The organism is Pseudomonas sp. M1 (assembly GCF_022760135.1).
GTDB lineage: Bacteria > Pseudomonadota > Gammaproteobacteria > Pseudomonadales > Pseudomonadaceae > Pseudomonas > Pseudomonas citronellolis.
The window spans coordinates 4,289,116-4,306,575 of sequence record NZ_CP094343.1 but is presented as its reverse complement, the minus strand read 5'-3'; the positions used below and the strand labels follow the sequence as shown (position 1 = coordinate 4,306,575).

The window sequence follows — 17,460 nt, the reverse complement described above, 5'->3', positions numbered from 1 at the left end:
CCGCCATGAGCTATTCGATCGCACTGAACTTCGAAGACGGCGTCACCCGCTTCATCGACGCCAACCCCGGCGAAACCGTCGCCGATGCGGCCTACCGCCAGGGCGTGAACATCCCGCTGGACTGCCGCGACGGCGCCTGCGGCACCTGCAAGTGCTTCGCCGAGGCCGGCCGCTACGACCTGGGCCAGGACTACATCGAGGACGCGCTGAGTGAGGAGGAAGCCGAGCAGGGCTACGTGCTGACCTGCCAGATGCGCGCCGAAAGCGACTGCGTGGTGCGCGTGCCGGCGGCCTCGGACGTGTGCAAGACCCAGCAGGCCAGCTACCAGGCCGCTATCAGCGAGGTGCGCCAGCTGTCCGAGAGCACCATCGCCTTGTCGGTCAAGGGCGAGTCGCTGAGCAAGCTGGCCTTCCTGCCGGGGCAGTACGTCAACCTGCAGGTGCCGGGCAGCGGCCAGAGCCGCGCCTACTCCTTCAGCTCGCTGCAGAAGGGCGGCGAGGTCAGCTTCCTGATCCGCAACGTGCCCGGCGGGCTGATGAGCAGCTTCCTCACCAGCCTGGCCAAGGCCGGCGACAGCCTGGAACTGGCCGGCCCTCTGGGCAGCTTCTACCTGCGCGACATCAGGCGGCCCTTGCTGCTGCTGGCCGGCGGCACGGGCCTGGCGCCCTTCACCGCGATGCTGGAGAAGATCGCCGAACAGGGCAGCGAGCACCCGCTGCACCTGATCTACGGGGTGACCAACGACTTCGACCTGGTGGAGCTGGACAAGCTCGAAGCCTTCGCCGCGCGCATCCCCAACTTCAGCTTCAGCGCCTGCGTGGCCAACCCCGAGAGCAGCTACCCGCACAAGGGCTACGTCACCCAGCACATCACGCCTGCGCACCTCAACGAAGGCGAGGTGGACATCTACCTGTGCGGCCCGCCGCCGATGGTCGAGGCGGTGAGCGCGTACATCCGCGAGCAGGGGATTACGCCGGCGAATTTCTACTACGAGAAGTTTGCGGCCAGTGCGGCTTGATGGGGGAGCTGTAAGAGCCCCTCTCCCTAACCCTCTCCCTGAAGGGAGAGGGGACCGTCCGTACCGCGGCGGAGTTCGATGTTAGCCGGCTATCACGAAGCACCGATATTGGCCCGAGCATCGAACTCAGCCGGGGAGCTCGAATAGCTCCCTCTCCCTTCAGGGAGAGGGCGGGGGGAGAGGGTAGCCGCCCCACGCACCCACTTCCCGGAACGCACTCCTTACGGAGATATGCCATGAACAGATTCCCCCACAAAGTCGCCCTGGTCACCGGCGCCGCCCAGGGCATCGGCCGCCGCGTCGCCGAGCGCCTGGCGGAAGAGGGCGCCCGCCTGGTCGCCGTGGACCGCTCCGAACTGGTCCACGAACTGCAGGACGAACTCGGCCAACACGCCGAAGTGCTGACCCTCACCGCCGACCTGGAGCAATTCGCCGAAGCCCAGCGCGTGGTCAACGAAGCCGTGCAACGCTTCGGCCGCCTGGACATCCTGGTCAACAACGTCGGCGGCACCATCTGGGCCAAACCCTTCGAGCACTACGCCGAGCACGAGATCGAGGCCGAGGTGCGCCGCTCGCTGTTCCCCACCCTATGGTGCTGCCGCGCTGCCCTGGTGCCGATGTTGGAGCAGGGCGCCGGGGCCATCGTCAACGTCTCCTCCATCGCCACCCGCGGCGTCAACCGCGTGCCCTACGGCGCGGCCAAGGGCGGGGTGAACGCGCTGACCGCCTGCCTGGCCTTCGAGACCGCCGAGCGCGGCGTGCGCGTCAACGCTACCGCGCCGGGCGGCACCGAGGCGCCGCCGCGGCGCATCCCGCGCAACGCCGCCGAGCAGAGCCCGCAGGAGAAGGTCTGGTACCAGCAGATCGTCGACCAGACCGTGAACAGCAGCCTGATGAAGCGCTACGGCAGCATCGACGAACAGGTCGGCGCCATCCTCTTCCTGGCCTCCGACGAAGCCTCCTACATCACCGGCGTGACCCTGCCGGTAGGCGGTGGCGACCTGGGCTGAAAACCCGACCCGAACCAACCCGTAGGATGGCGTTGAGCGCAGCGATACCCATCACCTGAGGCGATGGGTATCGCCTCCGGCCCAACGCCATCCCACGCAAAGACGGACCGCCCACGACGCGGCCCCAACGGCTTCTCGCACAACAACAAAAAAGAGAGTGATGCCATGCGGAAAATCGACGTACACGACGTCATCGACAACGCGCGCTTCGGCCGCTTCCACTGGATGGTCATGGCCTGGTGCGCCTTGCTGCTGATCTTCGACGGTTACGACCTGTTCATCTACGGCGTGGTGCTGCCGGTGCTGATGAAGGAGTGGGGCCTGACCCCGCTGCAGGCCGGCGCCCTGGGCAGCTACGCGCTGTTCGGCATGATGGCCGGCGCGCTGTTCTTCGGCCCGCTGGCCGACAAGGTCGGGCGCAAGAAGGGCATCGCCATCTGCTTCGTGCTCTTCTCCGGCTTCACCGTGGTCAACGGCTTCGCCAGCAACCCCACGCAGTTCGGCATCTGCCGCTTCATGGCCGGCCTCGGCATCGGCGGGCTGATGCCCAACGTGGTGGCGCTGATGAACGAATACGCGCCGAAGAAACTGCGCAGCACCCTGGTGGCGGTGATGTTCAGCGGCTACTCGCTGGGCGGCATGCTCTCCGCCGGCGTGGGCATCTACATGCTGCCGCGCTTCGGCTGGGAGGCGATGTTCTTCGCCGCGCTGCTGCCGCTGCTGATGCTGCCGCTGATCCTCTGGCAACTGCCGGAGTCGGTGGGCTTCCTGCTGCGCCAGGGGCGTACCGAACAGGCCCGCGCCATCCTTCGCCGCATTTCCCCGGAAACCACCCTGGAGGCCGCCGCCGAGCTGCACCTGGGCGAGAGCAAGCCGCAGGGCGCGCCGGTGCTCGAGCTGTTCCGCGAGGGCCGCGCGCTGCGCACCCTGATGCTCTGGGTGGCGTTCTTCTGCTGCCTGCTGATGGTCTACGCGCTCAGCTCCTGGCTGCCGAAGCTGATGGCCAACGCCGGCTACAGCCTGGGTTCGAGCCTTTCGTTCCTGCTGGCGCTGAACTTCGGCGGCATGTTCGGGGCCATCTTCGGCGGCTGGCTGGGCGACCGCTTCAACCTGCCCAAGGTGGTGGCGCTGTTCTTCGTCGCCGCTGCCGTTTCCATCACCCTGCTGGGCTTCAACACGCCGATGCCGGTGCTCTACCTGCTGATCGGCATCGCCGGGGCCACCACCATCGGCACGCAGATCCTGCTCTACGCCAGCGCCGCGCAGTTCTACGGCCTGGCCATCCGCTCCACGGGCCTGGGCTGGGCCTCGGGCATCGGCCGCAACGGCGCCATCGTCGGCCCGCTGCTGGGCGGCTCGCTGCTGGCCATCGAGCTGCCGCTGCACCTGAACTTCATGGCCTTCGCCATCCCCGGCGCGCTGGCGGCCCTGGCCATGTACCTGGTCAGCCGCAGCGAGCGGGTGCTCGCGCCCCTGGCCGAAGCCCGGGCCTGAACCGACAACGCAAGGGCGGGGCCGGCCACTCCGGCGCCCGCCGCAGGCTTCCGCGCTGACGGGAGCCAAGGAGGGAACAGCATGCAACGCAGAGATTTCATGACCGGTGCCGCGGCCTTGTCCGCCGGCTTGCTGCTCGGCAGGAACGCGCTGGCCGCCAGCGTGAAGCAAGGGCAGGCGGCGCTCGCGCTGCCGGATGCGCCGCTGTGGCAGTGGCAGGCCAGCGAACTGGCCGCCGGCATCGCCAGCGGCGCCATCAGCAGCCGGGAGGCGGTGGAAAGCTGCCTCGGGCGCATCGCCGAGGCCAACCCCGGGCTCAAGGCGGTGGTCCACGAGATGCGCGACGAAGCCCTGCGCGCGGCGCAGCGCGCCGACCAGCGGCGGGGTGGCGACGCGCTGCCGCCGCTGCACGGGGTGCCGGTCACCGTCAAGGTCAACCAGAACGTCGCCGGCCAGCCCAACACCAACGGGATTCTGGCGCGCCGCGACAACATCGCCGCCGACAACAGCCCGGTGGTGCAGAACCTGCTGGACAACGGCGCGGTCATCATCGGCCTGACCAGCACGCCGGAGTTCTCCTTCCGCTGGTACACCGAAAGCCCGCTGTACGGCCGCACGCTGAACCCCTGGCGCGCCGACATCACCCCGGGCGGCTCCAGCGGCGGCGCGGCCTCGGCCGTGGCCGCGGGCATGTGCCCGATCGCCCACGGCAACGACATCGCCGGCTCCATCCGCTACCCGGCCTATGCCTGCGGCGTGGTCGGCCTGCGCCCCAGCGTCGGGCGCATTCCCACCGGGCTCGGCCTGGGCTTCGCCGGGCAGCAGATCGCCACCCAGGGGCCGCTGGCGCGCAGCGTGGCCGATGCGCGCCTGGCCTTCCTGGCGATGGCCAGCAGCGGCGGCGCCGACCCCAACTGGGTGCCGGCGCTGGCGAAGCCCGAGGCGCGCGAGAAGCGGGTGATCGGCCTGGTCAACGAACTGCCCGGCATCCCCCTCGACGCTTCGGTGCGGGACAACCTGGCGGCGGTGGCGAAGATGCTCGAGGACGCCGGCTACCGCGTCGAGCCGGTGAGCCTGCCGGACCACGAGCTGGCCACCCAGACCTGGCTGCGCATCGTCATGACCGAGATCCGCCTGCAACTGCTGCCGGTCATGCAGCGCGAGGGCAGCGAGGCGTTGCAGGCGGCCGTGCAGGGCATGCTGGAGGCGACGCCGGAGACCGGCCTGGACGAATACGTCGCCGCGCTGGCCACCCGTAACAACCTGCGGGTGAAGTGGCGCGCATTGTTCCAGCGCTACGACGCGATGATCGCCCCGGTGTCCGCCAGCGCGCCGCTGCCCTGGGGCCTGGATGCCCAGGGCGGCGCGGCCATGGCACAGATCATGCGCCAGCAGGCGATCCTGATGAGCGTCGCGCTCAGCGGCCTGCCGGCGCTCAGCGTGCCCAGCGGCCTGCAGGGCGAGCGCCTGCCGGCCGGCGTGCAGGTCATCGCCGACCACTACCGCGAGGACCGCTGCTTCCAGGTGGCCGCCGTGATCGAGGCGGCGGCGCGGATGCCGCGCGCCTACCAGACCGGGCCCGCCTGAGCGCCCATGCCAGACGACGACAACAATAATGAAGAGGCATGACCCGATGCACATAAGCGAAACCCGGGCCCGGCGCTTCGCCGGCCCCCTGGCGCTGCTGGCGCCCTTCACCGCCGAACTGGCCCTGGCCGACGAGCGCCGCCTGTTCGAAGACAGCTCGCTGGTGCTGAACACCCGCCACTGGTACTCCCATGAAATCGCCCGCAAGGACAGCTACTTCCGGGTGCCCGACGACGAGGGAGGGCGCCCGGTGCGCGACCGCGTGGCCTGGCTGCAGGGCCTGAAGCTCGACTACCGGTCCGGCTACAGCCAGGGCGAGCAGGGCCTGGGCATGGACTTCTCGCTGTACGGCGCGGTAGCCCTGGAACGCAGCCGCGAAGCGGTGGCCGGCGGCAGCACCCGCCTGCTGGTGGAGCGCGACGGCGAGGTGGTGGACCAGTGGGGCAAGGTGGGCATCGCCGCGCTCAAGCTGAAAGCCGGCGCCACCGAGGCGAAGCTTGGCCGCCAGCAGATCCGCACGCCGGTGATGAGCTACGCCGACACCCGCACCCTGCCGGCCTCCTTCGATGGCTTCTCGCTGGAGAGCCATGACCTGCCCGGGCTGACCTTCAAGGCCGGGCACTTCCAGCGCGCCACGCCGCGCACCGGCGCCGGCAGCCAGGACCTGAGCCTGACCTTCACTACGCGCCTGGTGGAAAGCGACTGGATCGCCTATGCCGGCGGCGATTACCGCCTCGGCGAGCGCGGTCGGGCCAGCCTCTACCTGTCGCGCTTCGACGACGTCTGGGACCGCACCTACGCCGGCTGGGCGCAGCGCTACCGCCTGGGCGAACTGGACCTGGGCCTGCGCCTGGACTTCTACGACACCCGCTCCAGCGGCCGCGAGAGCGCCGGGCGCATCAGCCAGCAAGCCTACGGCGCGAGCGTCGCGCCGGGCTACGCCAACCACACGCTGAAGCTGGCCTTCCAGCAGATCGACGGCGACGAGTACTTCGACTTCCCCGCCGAGTCCAACGCCTTCGACCTGCCCAACGCCATGCTCTCGTACTACAACGGGCCCAACGAGCGCTCCTTCCAGGTCAGCTACGGCACCGACTGGACGCCCTACGGCCTGCCGGGGTTCAAGAGCCTGTTCTGGTACGTCAAGGGCTGGGGCATCGACGGCAGCGGCTATAACGGCGGCCCCCGCGCGGCCTACAACTCGGTGCTGGGGCAGAAGGGCGAGAGCCACTACGAGGTCGGCGGCCTGCTCAGCTACGCCGTGCAATCCGGGCCGCTGCGCGGCGTCGGCCTGTCGACCGGCTACATCTGGCACCGCGCCAGCGCGGGGCAGATCGAGGGCAACCTGGAGGAGTTCCGCCTGATCATCGACGCGCCCCTGAGGCTGCTCTGAGTGGCCCGCTCAGCGGTTGACCTGCTCGATCAGCGCCAGGCAGCGCTGGACCATGGCGCTGACGTCGCCGGCGCGGCGGCTGAGGACGATCGGCGATACCGCCTCGGGCTCCAGCACGGCGACGTAGCCGATGTCCGGGCGGTGCTGCTGCTGCACCGAGGCCGGCACCAGGGCCACGCCCAGGCCGGCGGCGACCAGACCGATGGCGGTCTGCAGCTCGTTGGCCCACTGCGCCACGCGGATGCCCAGGCCATGGTTGGCGAACAGCGCCAGCACGTGGTCGGCATAGCTCGGCCGCGGGTTGGCTGGGTACAGCACGAAGGGCTCGCGGGACAGCCGCTGCAGGCTCACCGGCGCGCCCAGCAGCGGGTGCCCGGTGGGCAGCACCGCCACCAGCGGGTCCTCGCGCAGCACCTGCTGGTGGATGGCCGGGTCGTCGAAACGCATGCGCCCGAAGCCGATGTCGATGCGCCCGCTCTTCAGCGCCTCGACCTGCTGCAGGGTGGTCATCTCCTGCAGGCCCAGCTCCAGTTCGGTGTCGCCGCGCAGCTCGCGGATCAGTTCCGGCAGCACCGCGTAGAGCGTCGAAGGCGCGAAGCCGATGCCCAGCCACTGGCGCTGGCCCAGGCCGATGCGGCGGGTGTTGTCGCAGATGTTCTGCAGCTGTTCCAGCAGGGTGCCGCTCTGCTCGTAGAAGAAGCGCCCGGCTTCGGTCAGGCGCAGCGGCCGGCCGCGCTCCAGCAGCTCGACGCCGAGCAGTTCCTCCAGCTGCTGGATCTGCCGGCTCAGCGGCGGCTGGGCGATGTGCAGGCGCTCGGCGGCGCGAGTGAAGTTGAGGGTTTCGGCGACCGCCTGGAAGTACCGCAGGTGTCGAAGCTCCATAATACCTCCAGGGTATGGAACGAGAGGGCAATGATATTGGACTGCTCGCCACCGCTGGCGCAATCCTTCGGTGTGCAACAAAAGACCTGGAAGGTATCGGCCGCACCAGACGGCCGGGCCTCGACAAGCAGCCTAGCGTGATATGGAACCCGAGATGACCCAAGCCCTGATCGAACGCCTCGAAGCGATCATCGTCGACCTGCCGACCATCCGCCCGCACAAGCTGGCGATGCACACCATGCAGCAGCAGACCCTGGTGATCCTGCGCCTGCGCTGCAGCGACGGCATCGAAGGCCTCGGCGAGGCTACCACCATCGGTGGCCTGGCCTACGGCAACGAAAGCCCGGAAAGCATCAAGGCCAACCTGGAAGCGCACTTCGCGCCGCTGCTGATCGGCCAGGACGCCTGCAACATCAACGCCGCCATGCAGCGTCTGGACAAGGCCATCAAGGGCAACACCTTCGCCCGCTCGGCGGTGGAAACCGCGTTGCTCGACGCCCAGGGCAAGCGCCTGGGCCTGGCCGTCAGCGAACTGCTCGGCGGCCGCGTGCGCGACGGCCTGGAAGTGGCCTGGACGCTGGCCAGCGGCGACACCGCCCGCGACATCGAGGAAGCCGAGCGCATGCTCGACCTGCGCCGTCACCGCATCTTCAAGCTGAAGATCGGCGCCAATGCGCTGGAGCAGGACCTCAAGCACGTGGTGGCGATCAAGCGCGCCCTGGGCGAGCGCGCCAGCGTGCGCGTGGACGTCAACCAGTACTGGGACGAATCCCAGGCCATCCGCGGCTGCCAGGTGCTCGGCGAGAACGGCATCGACCTCGTCGAACAGCCCATCTCGCGGATCAACCGCGCCGGCCAGGTGCGCCTGAACCTGCGCAGCCCGGCGCCGATCATGGCCGACGAATCCATCGAGAGCGTCGAGGACGCCTTCAGCCTGGCCGCCGACGGCGCCGCCAGCATCTTCGCCCTGAAGATCGCCAAGAACGGCGGCCCGCGCGCCGTGCTGCGCACCGCGCAGATCGCCGAGGCGGCCGGCATCGCCCTGTACGGCGGGACCATGCTCGAAGGCGCCATCGGCACCCTGGCCTCGGCCCACGCCTTCCTCACCCTCAGGCAACTGACCTGGCACACCGAACTGTTCGGCCCGCTGCTGCTGACCGAGGAGATCGTCAGCGAGCCGCCGGTGTACCGCGACTTCCAACTGCTGGTGCCCAACGCCCCGGGCCTCGGCCTGAGCCTGGACGAGGAGCGCCTCAAGCGCTTCCGGCGCCCCTGAATTAGAGAGAGGAGAAGCCCCATGCTGTTCCACGTGAAGATGACGGTGAAACTGCCCGTCGACATGGACCCGGCCCGCGCCGCCCAGCTCAAGGCCGACGAGAAGGAACTGGCCCAGCGCCTGCAACGCGAGGGCAAGTGGCGCCACCTGTGGCGCATCGCCGGGCACTACGCCAACTACAGCGTCTTCGACGTCGCCAGCGTCGAGGAACTGCACGACACCCTGATGCAACTGCCGCTGTTCCCCTACATGGACATCGAGGTCGACGGGCTCTGCCGCCATCCGTCCTCCATCCATGCCGACGACCGCTGAGCCCTGAACCCCAACGACGAAACCCTTGTATAAGAACAAGACGAGGTGAACATCATGACCGTGAAGATTTCCCAGACTGCCGAGATCCAGAAGTTCTTCGAAGAAGCCGCCGGCTACGGCAACGACAACGGCAGCCCGCGCCTGAAGCAGATCGTCCTGCGCGTGCTGCAGGACACCGCGAAGATCATCGAGGACCTGGAAGTCACCGACGACGAATTCTGGACCGCCGTGGACTACCTGAACCGCCTGGGCGGCCGCGGCGAAGCCGGCCTGCTGGTGGCGGGCCTGGGCATCGAGCACTTCATCGACCTGCTCAACGACGCCAAGGACGCGCAGATCGGCAAGACCGGCGGCACCCCGCGCACCATCGAAGGCCCGCTGTACGTGGCCGGTGCGCCCATCGTCGAGGGCGAGGCGCGCATGGACGACGGCAGCGAAGACGGCGTGGCCACCGTGATGTTCCTCGAAGGCCAGGTGCTGGACCTGGACGGCAAGCCCATCGCCGGCGCCACCGTCGACCTGTGGCACGCCAACACCAAGGGCAACTACTCCTACTTCGACCAGAGCCAGTCCGAGTACAACCTGCGCCGCCGCATCATCACCGACGCCGAGGGCCGCTACCGCGCCCGCAGCATCGTCCCCAGCGGCTACGGCTGCGACCCGCAGGGCCCGACCCAGGAATGCCTGGACCAGCTCGGCCGCCACGGCCAGCGCCCGGCGCACATCCACTTCTTCATCTCGGCGCCGGGCTACCGCCACCTGACCACTCAGATCAACCTGTCCGGCGACCAGTACCTGTGGGACGACTTCGCCTACGCCACCCGCGACGGCCTGGTCGGCGAAGTGAAGTTCGCCGAGAACGTCCGCGGCATCGACGGCCGCGTGGCCGAGCTGGAATTCAGCTTCCAGCTGCAGAAGGCCGCCAGCGCCGAAGACGAACAGCGCAGCCACCGCCCGCGCGCGCTGCAGGTGCAGGGCGCCTGAGGCGCTGTCCACTGGGTTCCCGCGTGCGCGGAGACCCAGAAACAGCGTAGGAGCAACTGTCTTGCGCCGAAGCGCTCTTCGTAGGATGGGTATCGCTTCGCTCAACGCCATCCTACGAAAAGCCGTGCTTCCTGGAACCGTAGGACCTTGTCCGCGATAGCCGGAACCACCGGCGCGAATCGCGGATGAGATCCGCTACGGTGTTACCCCCAGGCATCGTCCCGAGCCGGCTTGCCGGCACGGCGAAGCCTTGCGTGCAGAACAAGAAAAAGTGAGGCGCCATGAAAGACCTCATCCGCGACTTCTCGCTGTCCGCCCTGGTGGCCGGGTTGATCGCCACCCTGATTTCCTACGCCGGCCCCCTGGTGATCATCTTCCAGGCGGCCAAGAGCGCCGGCCTGCCGGACACCGCGGTGTCGTCCTGGGTGTGGGCGATCTCCATCGGCAGCGGCGTGCTCGGCATCCTCCTCAGCCTGCGCTACAAGGTGCCGCTGGTGATCGCCTGGTCGGCGCCCGGTTCGGCGCTGCTGGTGGCGCTGCTGCCGGGCATCAGCCTGAACGAGGCGGTGGGCGCCTACCTGGCGTCGAGCCTGATCATCTTCCTGGTGGGCATCTCCGGCGCCTTCGACCGCGTGGTCGGCAAGCTGCCGCCGGCCATCTCCGCGGCCATGCTGGCCGGCATCCTGTTCAGCTTCGGCACCCAGCTGTTCGTCTCGCTGCAGGCCAAGCCGGCGCTGGTGCTGGCGATGTTCGTCGCCTACCTGCTGGGCAAGCGCCTGGCGCCGCGCTATGCGGTGGCCCTGGTGCTGCTGGTGGGCTGTGCCATGGCCATCGGCGGCGGCGAGCTGAACGCCTCGGCGCTGGTGATCGGCCTGGCCACGCCGCAATGGATCGCCCCTGAATTCAGCCTCCATGCGCTACTCAACATCGCCCTGCCGCTGGTGGTGGTGGCGCTCACCGGGCAGTTCGTGCCGGGCATCGCCGTGCTGCGCAACGACGGCTACCAGACCCCGGCGCGTCCGCTGATCGCCAGCAGCGCCCTGGGCACCTTGCTGCTGGCGCCCTTCGGCTGCCACGGCCTGAACCTCGCCGCTATCACCGCGGCCATCTGTACCGGCCGCGAGGCCCACGAGGACCCGGCGCGGCGCTACGTCGCCGGGGTGGTGGGCGGCGTCGCCTACCTGCTGCTGGGGCTGTTCGGCGCCACCCTGGTGTCGCTGTTCAGCGCCTTCCCCCGCGAGCTGATCGCCGCGCTGGCGGGCCTTGCGCTGTTCGGCGCCATCGGCGGGGCCCTGGCCGGCGCCATGGGCGTGCCGGAGGACCGCGAGGCGGCGCTGATCACCTTCCTGGTCACCGCCTCGGGCATGTCCTTCCTCGGCCTGTCGGCGGCCTTCTGGGGCCTGATCTTCGGCCTGGCCGCGCACCTGCTGCTGGTGCGCCGCCGCGCTCCTCGACGCGAGGCGCGCGCCGTGCGCGCCTGACCACCGGGCAACGGCAAGCGGGCGCCCGGCCGGGGCGCCCGCCCAAGGCAACACGGCAGCGGAAGCAGGGCAGGGTGGCTGATCGAAGCGGACAGCCCCGGGCCCCCGTCGCCGATACATGACTCCCCGCCCAGCGCCAAGCCGCGGCCCTCCGGTCGCTCGGCAGGGGATCGCACAACCATAAGAACAAGAGAAAACCATGAGCAATCGCGTATGCGTGACCGCCGTCGCGCTGGGCATCGGCGTGGCCGCCGCCCAGCCGGCGGCCGCGGCCGAAGGGCTGATCGAAGGTGCCAGCGCCACCCTGCAGGCACGCAACTACTACTTCAGCCGCGACTTCTCCGACATCGTCGGGCCCAACCGGCAGTCCAAAGCGGAGGAGTGGGCCCAGGGCTTCATCCTCGACTTCCGTTCCGGCTACACCCCGGGGCCCATCGGCTTCGGCCTGGACGCCATCGGCGTATTGGGCCTGAAGCTGGACAGCAGCCCCGACCGCACCAACAGCGGCCTGCTGCCGGTGGGCGGCGACGGCCGCGCGCCGGACGACTACAGCCGCCTGGGCGTGGCCGGCAAGATGAAGTTCTCCAAGACCGAGCTGAAAATCGGCGAGCTGCAGCCCAACCTGCCGGTGCTGGTGTTCAGCGACATCCGCCTGCTGCCGCCCAGCTACCAGGGTACCTCGCTGACTTCCAGCGAAATCCCTGGGCTGACCCTCCAGGCCGGACACCTCACCTCCACCCACCTGCGCAACGAGGGCGGCGACGAGAAGATGCTCGCCATGCTCAGCTACCAGCCGCAGCGCCAGGCCGAGAGCGATGCCTTCAACTATGCCGGCGGCGACTACGACTTCAACGGCAAGCGCACCCGCGTCAGCGCCTGGTATGGCCAGCTGGAGGACATCTACAAGCAGCGTTTCCTCGGCCTCAAGCACGCGCAGCCGCTGGGCGACTGGGTGCTGGGCGCCAACCTCGGCTACTTCGACGCCAGCGAGGACGGCAAGCACCTGCTCGGCGACATCGACAACCGCGCCTTCTACTCGCTGTTCTCGGCCAGGCATGGCGGGCACACCTTCTACCTCGGCTACCAGGGCCTGTTCGGCGACAGCGCCTTCCCCCGGGTGTTCGCCAACGTCTCGCCGCTGGGCAACGAGGTGCCGACCTACGAGTTCGCCTCCACCGACGAGCGCTCCTGGCAGGCGCGCTACGACTACGACTTCGTCGCCCTCGGCGTGCCCGGCCTGACCACCACCCTGCGCTACATCAGCGGCAACAACGTCGACACCGGGCTGGGCTTCGAGGGCAAGGACCGCGAGCGCGACCTGGACATCGGCTACACCGTGCAGAGCGGCCCGGTGGCCGGGCTCAACGTGCGCGTGCGCAACGTCATGGCGCGCTCCAACTACCGCAGCGACATCGACGAGAACCGCCTGATCCTCAGCTACACCTGGAAGCTGTTCTGAACCTCTCCGGGGCCGCTTGGCCCCCTGTCCGCCCCGGCTACCGGGGCGGATGGAGGAGGGCGCCCGAGGGTATTTCCGGTATTCCTGTAAGGGATACCTGAGAGCGCTTTTTTGATTATCCGCTTATAGGCGGTCTCCCTAGACTCGGCGAAAAACAAGCCCATGCAGGAGGTCGCCGTGTCCCATTCCTTGCTCCGCCACTACATCGCCGGAGCTTTCGTAGCCAGCAGCCGCACCTTCGACAACGTCTCCCCGGTGGATGGCCGCGTCCTCGGCCAGGTCTGCGAGGCCGGCGAGGTGGAGGTCGATGCCGCGGTCAGCGCCGCCGCGCAGGCGCAGAACGGCCCCTGGGCCAGCTACAGCGCCGCCCAGCGTGCCGAACTGCTAGAACGCATCGCCGACGGCATCGAGCGGCGCTTCGAAGACTTCGTCGCCGCCGAGGTGGCCGACACCGGCCGCCCCGTGCACCAGGCCCGCAGCCTCGACGTGGCCCGTGGCGTGCAGAACTTCCGCACCTTCGCCGACCTGGTGCGCCAGGGCGGCAGCGAATTCTTCGAGATGCGCACAGGCGACGGCAGCGACGTGTTCAGCTACACGGTGCGCAAGCCCCATGGCGTGGTGGCGATCATCTCGCCGTGGAACCTGCCGCTGCTGCTGCTCACCTGGAAGGTCGCGCCGGCCCTGGCCTGCGGCAACTCGGTGGTGGTCAAGCCCTCGGAAGACACGCCCTCCAGCGCTACCCTGCTGGCCGAGGTGATGCACGAGGTGGGCGTGCCCGCCGGGGCCTTCAACCTGGTCCACGGCTTCGGGCCGAACTCCGCCGGCGAGTTCCTCACCCGCCACCCGGAAGTCGACGCCATCACCTTCACCGGCGAGTCGCGCACCGGCTCGACCATCATGCGCGCCGCCGCCGAAGGCGTGCGCGAAGTCTCCTTCGAACTGGGCGGCAAGAACGCCGCGGTGGTCTTCGCCGACTGCGACTTCGACGCCGCCGTGGCCGGGGTGCTGCGTTCCAGCTTCACCAACTCCGGGCAGGTCTGCCTGTGCTCCGAGCGCGTCTACGTCGAGCGGCCGATCTACGAACGCTTCGTCGCCGCGCTCAAGGCGGGCGCCGAGAAACTGAAGATCGGCTACCCCGACGAAGACGGCGTGAACATGGGCTCGCTGATCTCCCACAAGCACCGCGACAAGGTACTGGGCTATTTCCAGCTGGCCCGCGAGGAGGGCGCCACGGTGGTCAGCGGCGGCGGCGTGCCGAAGTTCGGCGATGCGCGCGACAACGGCGCCTTCGTCCAGCCGACCATCTGGACCGGCCTCGCCGACGACGCCCGCTGCATGCGCGAGGAAGTCTTCGGCCCGGTCTGCCACATCGCGCCCTTCGACAGCGACGAGGAAGTGCTGCGCCGCGTCAACGACTCCGCCTACGGCCTGGCCGCCTCGCTGTGGACCCGCGACCTGGGCCGTGCGCACCGCGTCTCGCGGCGCATCCACGTGGGCATGGTGTGGGTCAACACCTGGTTCCTGCGCGATTTGCGCACGCCCTTCGGCGGCGCCCGGCTGTCCGGCCTGGGCCGCGAGGGCGGCCGCCACTCGCTGGATTTCTATTCCGAACTCACCACCATCTGCGTCAACCCCTGAGGCCAGGAGAAGCCCATGCATCCAGCCATCGCCGAAGCCGCCGCGCGCCTGCGCCAGGCCCGTGAACAGGGCCAGCCGTGCGCGCCGGTGCGCGACCTCGTCCAGCAGGCCGCCAACGAACAGGGGGCCGCTGCCCTCGACCTGGCCTACGCCGTACAGCAACGCAACAACGTCGCCGACATCGCCGCCGGCTGGCGCCCGGTGGGCCACAAGATCGGCCTGACCTCCCGCGCCGTGCAGCGCCAGCTGGGTGTCGACCAACCGGACTTCGGCCGCCTGTTCGCCCAGATGGCCCGCGGCGACGGCCAGCCCATCGCCTGGACGGACTGCCAGCAGCCCAAGGTGGAGGCGGAAATCGCCCTGGTCCTGGAACACGACCTGTGCCACGAGCGCCACACCCTGGCCGACATCATCCGCGCCACCGCCTTCGCCCTGCCGGCCATCGAGGTCGTCGGCAGCCGTGTCGCCAACTGGGACATCAGCCTGCTCGACACCGTGGCGGACAACGCCTCCTCCGGGCTCTTCGTCCTCGGCAGCCGCCCGGTGCGCCTGGACCGGCTGGACCTGGTGAACTGCGGCATGAGCCTGAGCCTGCGCGGCGAGCCGGTATCCGTCGGCGCCGGCGCCGCCTGCCTGGACAACCCGCTGAACGCCGCGCTCTGGCTGGCCGACACCATGGCCCGCCTGGGCGAGCCGCTGCGCGCCGGCGACGTGGTGCTCACCGGCGCCCTAGGGCCGATGGTGGCGGTGCGCCCGGGCGATGTATTCAGCGCCGAAATCCAGGGGTTGGGGCGCGTCAGCGCCTCCTTCGGGCAGAGCTAAAAAGCCGAAAAAAGCGCTGGAGGCTGGAGGCTGAACGACAAGCGATCCCTGCCACGGCGGAGGTCGGTGCTCTTTCGTCCAGCCTTCAGCCTCCAGCGCTCTTAATCGAGCTCTTTGCTCTTGATCGAATGCTTTTCGAGGGGTGTTTATGAGTAAGAAGAGAAAAGCCGCCATCATCGGTTCCGGCAACATCGGCACCGACCTGATGATCAAGATCCTGCGCAACGCGCAGCATCTGGAAATGGCCGCCATGGTCGGTATCGACCCGGCCTCCGACGGCCTGGCCCGCGCCGCCCGCATGGGCGTGGCCACCACCCACGAGGGTGTCGAAGGGCTGGTGAAACTGCCGGTGTTCGCCGACATCGACTTCGTTTTCGATGCCACTTCCGCCAGCGCCCACGTGAAGAACGACGCCTTCCTGCTCGGCGTGAAGCCCGGGCTGCGGATGATCGACCTGACCCCGGCCGCGATCGGTCCCTATTGCGTGCCGGTGGTCAACCTGGAGCAGCACCTCACGGCCAGCAACGTGAACATGGTGACCTGCGGTGGGCAGGCGACCATTCCGATGGTGGCGGCGGTTTCGCGGGTGGCCAAGGTCCACTACGCGGAAATCATCGCTTCCATCGCTTCGAAATCCGCCGGCCCCGGCACCCGCGCCAATATCGACGAGTTCACCGAGACCACCTCGAAAGCCATCGAGGTGATCGGCGGCGCGGCGAAGGGCAAGGCGATCATCATCATGAACCCGGCCGAGCCGCCGCTGATCATGCGCGACACCGTGTACGTGCTGAGCGAAGCGGTGGACCCCTCCAAGGTCGAGGCTAGCATCGAGGAAATGGCCGCCGCCGTGCAGGCCTATGTCCCCGGCTATCGCCTGAAGCAGAAGGTCCAGTTCGACCTGGTGACCGACCTGAACATCCCCGGCCACGGCAGCTTCAGCGGCCTGAAGACCTCGGTGTTCCTCGAAGTGGAAGGCGCCGCCCACTACCTGCCGGCCTACGCCGGCAACCTCGACATCATGACCTCCGCCGCGCTGGCCACCGCCGAGCGCATGGCACAGGCAATGGAGGCTTCGGCATGAGCCAGAAACTCTATATCTCCGACGTGACGCTGCGTGACGGTATGCACGCGATCCGTCACCAGTACAGCCTGGAAGACGTGCGGGCCATCGCCGCCGCCCTCGACCTCGCCAAGGTGGACTCCATCGAAGTGGCTCACGGCGATGGTCTGCAAGGCTCGTCCTTCAACTATGGTTTCGGCGCCCATACCGATCTGGAGTGGATCGAAGCGGCGGCGGACGTGGTGAAGCACGCCAAGATCGCCACGCTGCTGCTGCCGGGCATCGGCACCATCCATGACCTGAAGAACGCCTACAACGCCGGCGCTCGCGTGGTTCGCGTGGCGACGCACTGCACCGAGGCCGACGTCTCCAAGCAGCACATCGAATACGCCCGTGAGCTGGGCATGGACACCGTCGGCTTCCTGATGATGAGCCACATGCAGACGCCGGAAGGGCTCGCGCAACAGGCGAAGCTGATGGAGAGCTACGGCGCCACCTGCATCTACGTGGTCGATTCCGGCGGCGCGATGAACATGGACGATATCCGCGCGCGCTTCCGCGCCGTGAAAGCGGTCCTGAAGCCCGAAACCGAAACCGGCATCCACGCCCACCACAACCTCAGCCTCGGTGTAGCGAATTCCATCGCCGCGGTGGAGGAGGGCTGCAACCGCATCGACGCCAGCCTGGCCGGCATGGGCGCGGGCGCCGGCAATGCGCCGCTGGAAGTGTTCATCGCCGCCGCCGACAAGCTCGGCTGGCACCACGGCACCGACCTCTATGCGCTGATGGATGCGGCGGACGACCTGGTGCGCCCGCTGCAGGACCGCCCGGTACGCGTCGACCGCGAAACCCTCGCCCTGGGCTATGCCGGCGTCTACTCCAGCTTCCTGCGTCATGCAGAAGTGGCCTCGGCCAAGTACGGCATCAAGGCCGTGGACATCCTCGTCGAACTGGGCAAACGCCGCATGGTCGGCGGCCAGGAAGACATGATCGTCGACGTGGCCCTGGACCTGCTGGCCGCCCGCGCCTGACCTCGACTGTAG

Annotated in this window: 15 protein-coding genes; 14 read left to right on the top strand and 1 reads right to left on the bottom strand. The window is 68.7% G+C overall.

Features of this window, described 5'->3' with window-relative positions:
- Positions 1–5 precede the first annotated feature (5 nt).
- From benC to PM1_RS18810, 5 genes are all read left to right on the top strand, one after another.
- Positions 6–1,019 (top strand): benzoate 1,2-dioxygenase electron transfer component BenC, encoded by a 1,014-nt coding sequence (gene benC / locus PM1_RS18830; RefSeq protein WP_009619298.1) that lies wholly within the window; start codon positions 6–8, stop codon positions 1,017–1,019.
- Positions 1,020–1,255: 236 nt separating this feature from the next.
- Positions 1,256–2,029 carry a 1,6-dihydroxycyclohexa-2,4-diene-1-carboxylate dehydrogenase gene (locus PM1_RS18825; RefSeq protein WP_009619299.1) on the top strand — a complete coding sequence of 258 codons (774 nt, stop codon included), beginning with the start codon at positions 1,256–1,258 and terminating at the stop codon, positions 2,027–2,029.
- A 165-nt stretch (positions 2,030–2,194) separates the two neighbouring features.
- Positions 2,195–3,523 (top strand): MFS transporter, encoded by a 1,329-nt coding sequence (locus PM1_RS18820; protein ID WP_009619301.1) that lies wholly within the window; start codon positions 2,195–2,197, stop codon positions 3,521–3,523.
- An 81-nt stretch (positions 3,524–3,604) separates the two neighbouring features.
- Complete coding sequence (locus PM1_RS18815; RefSeq protein WP_009619303.1) at positions 3,605–5,110, top strand: amidase; 1,506 nt, start codon at positions 3,605–3,607, stop codon at positions 5,108–5,110.
- A 46-nt stretch (positions 5,111–5,156) separates the two neighbouring features.
- On the top strand, positions 5,157–6,503 hold the full coding sequence (locus PM1_RS18810) for an OprD family outer membrane porin (RefSeq protein ID WP_009619305.1): 1,347 nt from the start codon (positions 5,157–5,159) through the stop codon (positions 6,501–6,503).
- Positions 6,504–6,512: 9 nt separating this feature from the next.
- Here PM1_RS18810 and PM1_RS18805 read toward each other — a convergent pair whose 3' ends face one another.
- Positions 6,513–7,385: a LysR family transcriptional regulator gene (locus PM1_RS18805; RefSeq protein ID WP_009619307.1), complete on the bottom strand. Its 873-nt coding sequence runs from the start codon at positions 7,383–7,385 to the stop codon at positions 6,513–6,515.
- A gap of 154 nt (positions 7,386–7,539) precedes the next feature.
- On the opposite strand from PM1_RS18805, the gene PM1_RS18800 reads away from it, so the two are divergent.
- From PM1_RS18800 to mhpE, 9 genes are all read left to right on the top strand, one after another.
- Positions 7,540–8,661, top strand: a complete 1,122-nt coding sequence (locus tag PM1_RS18800; RefSeq protein WP_009619309.1) for a muconate cycloisomerase family protein — start codon at positions 7,540–7,542, stop codon at positions 8,659–8,661.
- Between the two features lie 21 nt (positions 8,662–8,682).
- Complete coding sequence (catC, locus tag PM1_RS18795; RefSeq protein WP_009619311.1) at positions 8,683–8,973, top strand: muconolactone Delta-isomerase; 291 nt, start codon at positions 8,683–8,685, stop codon at positions 8,971–8,973.
- Between the two features lie 54 nt (positions 8,974–9,027).
- Positions 9,028–9,957 (top strand): catechol 1,2-dioxygenase, encoded by a 930-nt coding sequence (gene catA / locus PM1_RS18790; RefSeq protein ID WP_009619313.1) that lies wholly within the window; start codon positions 9,028–9,030, stop codon positions 9,955–9,957.
- Between the two features lie 281 nt (positions 9,958–10,238).
- Positions 10,239–11,438 carry a benzoate/H(+) symporter BenE family transporter gene (locus PM1_RS18785; RefSeq protein WP_009619315.1) on the top strand — a complete coding sequence of 400 codons (1,200 nt, stop codon included), beginning with the start codon at positions 10,239–10,241 and terminating at the stop codon, positions 11,436–11,438.
- 199 nt (positions 11,439–11,637) lie between these two features.
- Positions 11,638–12,897 carry an OprD family porin gene (locus tag PM1_RS18780; RefSeq protein ID WP_009619318.1) on the top strand — a complete coding sequence of 420 codons (1,260 nt, stop codon included), beginning with the start codon at positions 11,638–11,640 and terminating at the stop codon, positions 12,895–12,897.
- Between the two features lie 177 nt (positions 12,898–13,074).
- A complete protein-coding gene (locus PM1_RS18775) occupies positions 13,075–14,535 on the top strand; it encodes a 2-hydroxymuconic semialdehyde dehydrogenase (RefSeq protein ID WP_009619320.1) in 1,461 nt (486 codons plus the stop codon).
- A 15-nt stretch (positions 14,536–14,550) separates the two neighbouring features.
- Positions 14,551–15,357: a 2-keto-4-pentenoate hydratase gene (locus PM1_RS18770; protein WP_009619322.1), complete on the top strand. Its 807-nt coding sequence runs from the start codon at positions 14,551–14,553 to the stop codon at positions 15,355–15,357.
- Positions 15,358–15,505: 148 nt separating this feature from the next.
- Positions 15,506–16,438, top strand: a complete 933-nt coding sequence (locus PM1_RS18765) for an acetaldehyde dehydrogenase (acetylating) (protein ID WP_009619324.1) — start codon at positions 15,506–15,508, stop codon at positions 16,436–16,438.
- A complete protein-coding gene (gene mhpE / locus PM1_RS18760) occupies positions 16,435–17,448 on the top strand; it encodes a 4-hydroxy-2-oxovalerate aldolase (protein WP_009619332.1) in 1,014 nt (337 codons plus the stop codon). The genes PM1_RS18765 and mhpE overlap by 4 nt, the downstream gene beginning before the upstream one ends.
- The last annotated feature ends 12 nt before the right edge of the window (positions 17,449–17,460 follow it).

Bases quoted from the DNA above. Each gene is read 5' to 3' on its own strand.
- PM1_RS18815 (WP_009619303.1), top strand. From the start codon at position 3,605: ATGCAACGCAGAGATTTCATGACCGGTGCCGCGGCCTTGTCCGCCGGC.
- PM1_RS18780 (WP_009619318.1), top strand. From the start codon at position 11,638: ATGAGCAATCGCGTATGCGTGACCGCCGTCGCGCTGGGCATCGGCGTG.
- PM1_RS18800 (WP_009619309.1), top strand. From the start codon at position 7,540: ATGACCCAAGCCCTGATCGAACGCCTCGAAGCGATCATCGTCGACCTG.
- benC (WP_009619298.1), top strand. From the start codon at position 6: ATGAGCTATTCGATCGCACTGAACTTCGAAGACGGCGTCACCCGCTTC.
- PM1_RS18810 (WP_009619305.1), top strand. From the start codon at position 5,157: ATGCACATAAGCGAAACCCGGGCCCGGCGCTTCGCCGGCCCCCTGGCG.
- PM1_RS18820 (WP_009619301.1), top strand. From the start codon at position 2,195: ATGCGGAAAATCGACGTACACGACGTCATCGACAACGCGCGCTTCGGC.
- PM1_RS18765 (WP_009619324.1), top strand. From the start codon at position 15,506: ATGAGTAAGAAGAGAAAAGCCGCCATCATCGGTTCCGGCAACATCGGC.
- PM1_RS18825 (WP_009619299.1), top strand. From the start codon at position 1,256: ATGAACAGATTCCCCCACAAAGTCGCCCTGGTCACCGGCGCCGCCCAG.
- PM1_RS18770 (WP_009619322.1), top strand. From the start codon at position 14,551: ATGCATCCAGCCATCGCCGAAGCCGCCGCGCGCCTGCGCCAGGCCCGT.
- catA (WP_009619313.1), top strand. From the start codon at position 9,028: ATGACCGTGAAGATTTCCCAGACTGCCGAGATCCAGAAGTTCTTCGAA.
- PM1_RS18805 (WP_009619307.1), bottom strand. From the start codon at position 7,385: ATGGAGCTTCGACACCTGCGGTACTTCCAGGCGGTCGCCGAAACCCTC.
- PM1_RS18785 (WP_009619315.1), top strand. From the start codon at position 10,239: ATGAAAGACCTCATCCGCGACTTCTCGCTGTCCGCCCTGGTGGCCGGG.
- mhpE (WP_009619332.1), top strand. From the start codon at position 16,435: ATGAGCCAGAAACTCTATATCTCCGACGTGACGCTGCGTGACGGTATG.
- catC (WP_009619311.1), top strand. From the start codon at position 8,683: ATGCTGTTCCACGTGAAGATGACGGTGAAACTGCCCGTCGACATGGAC.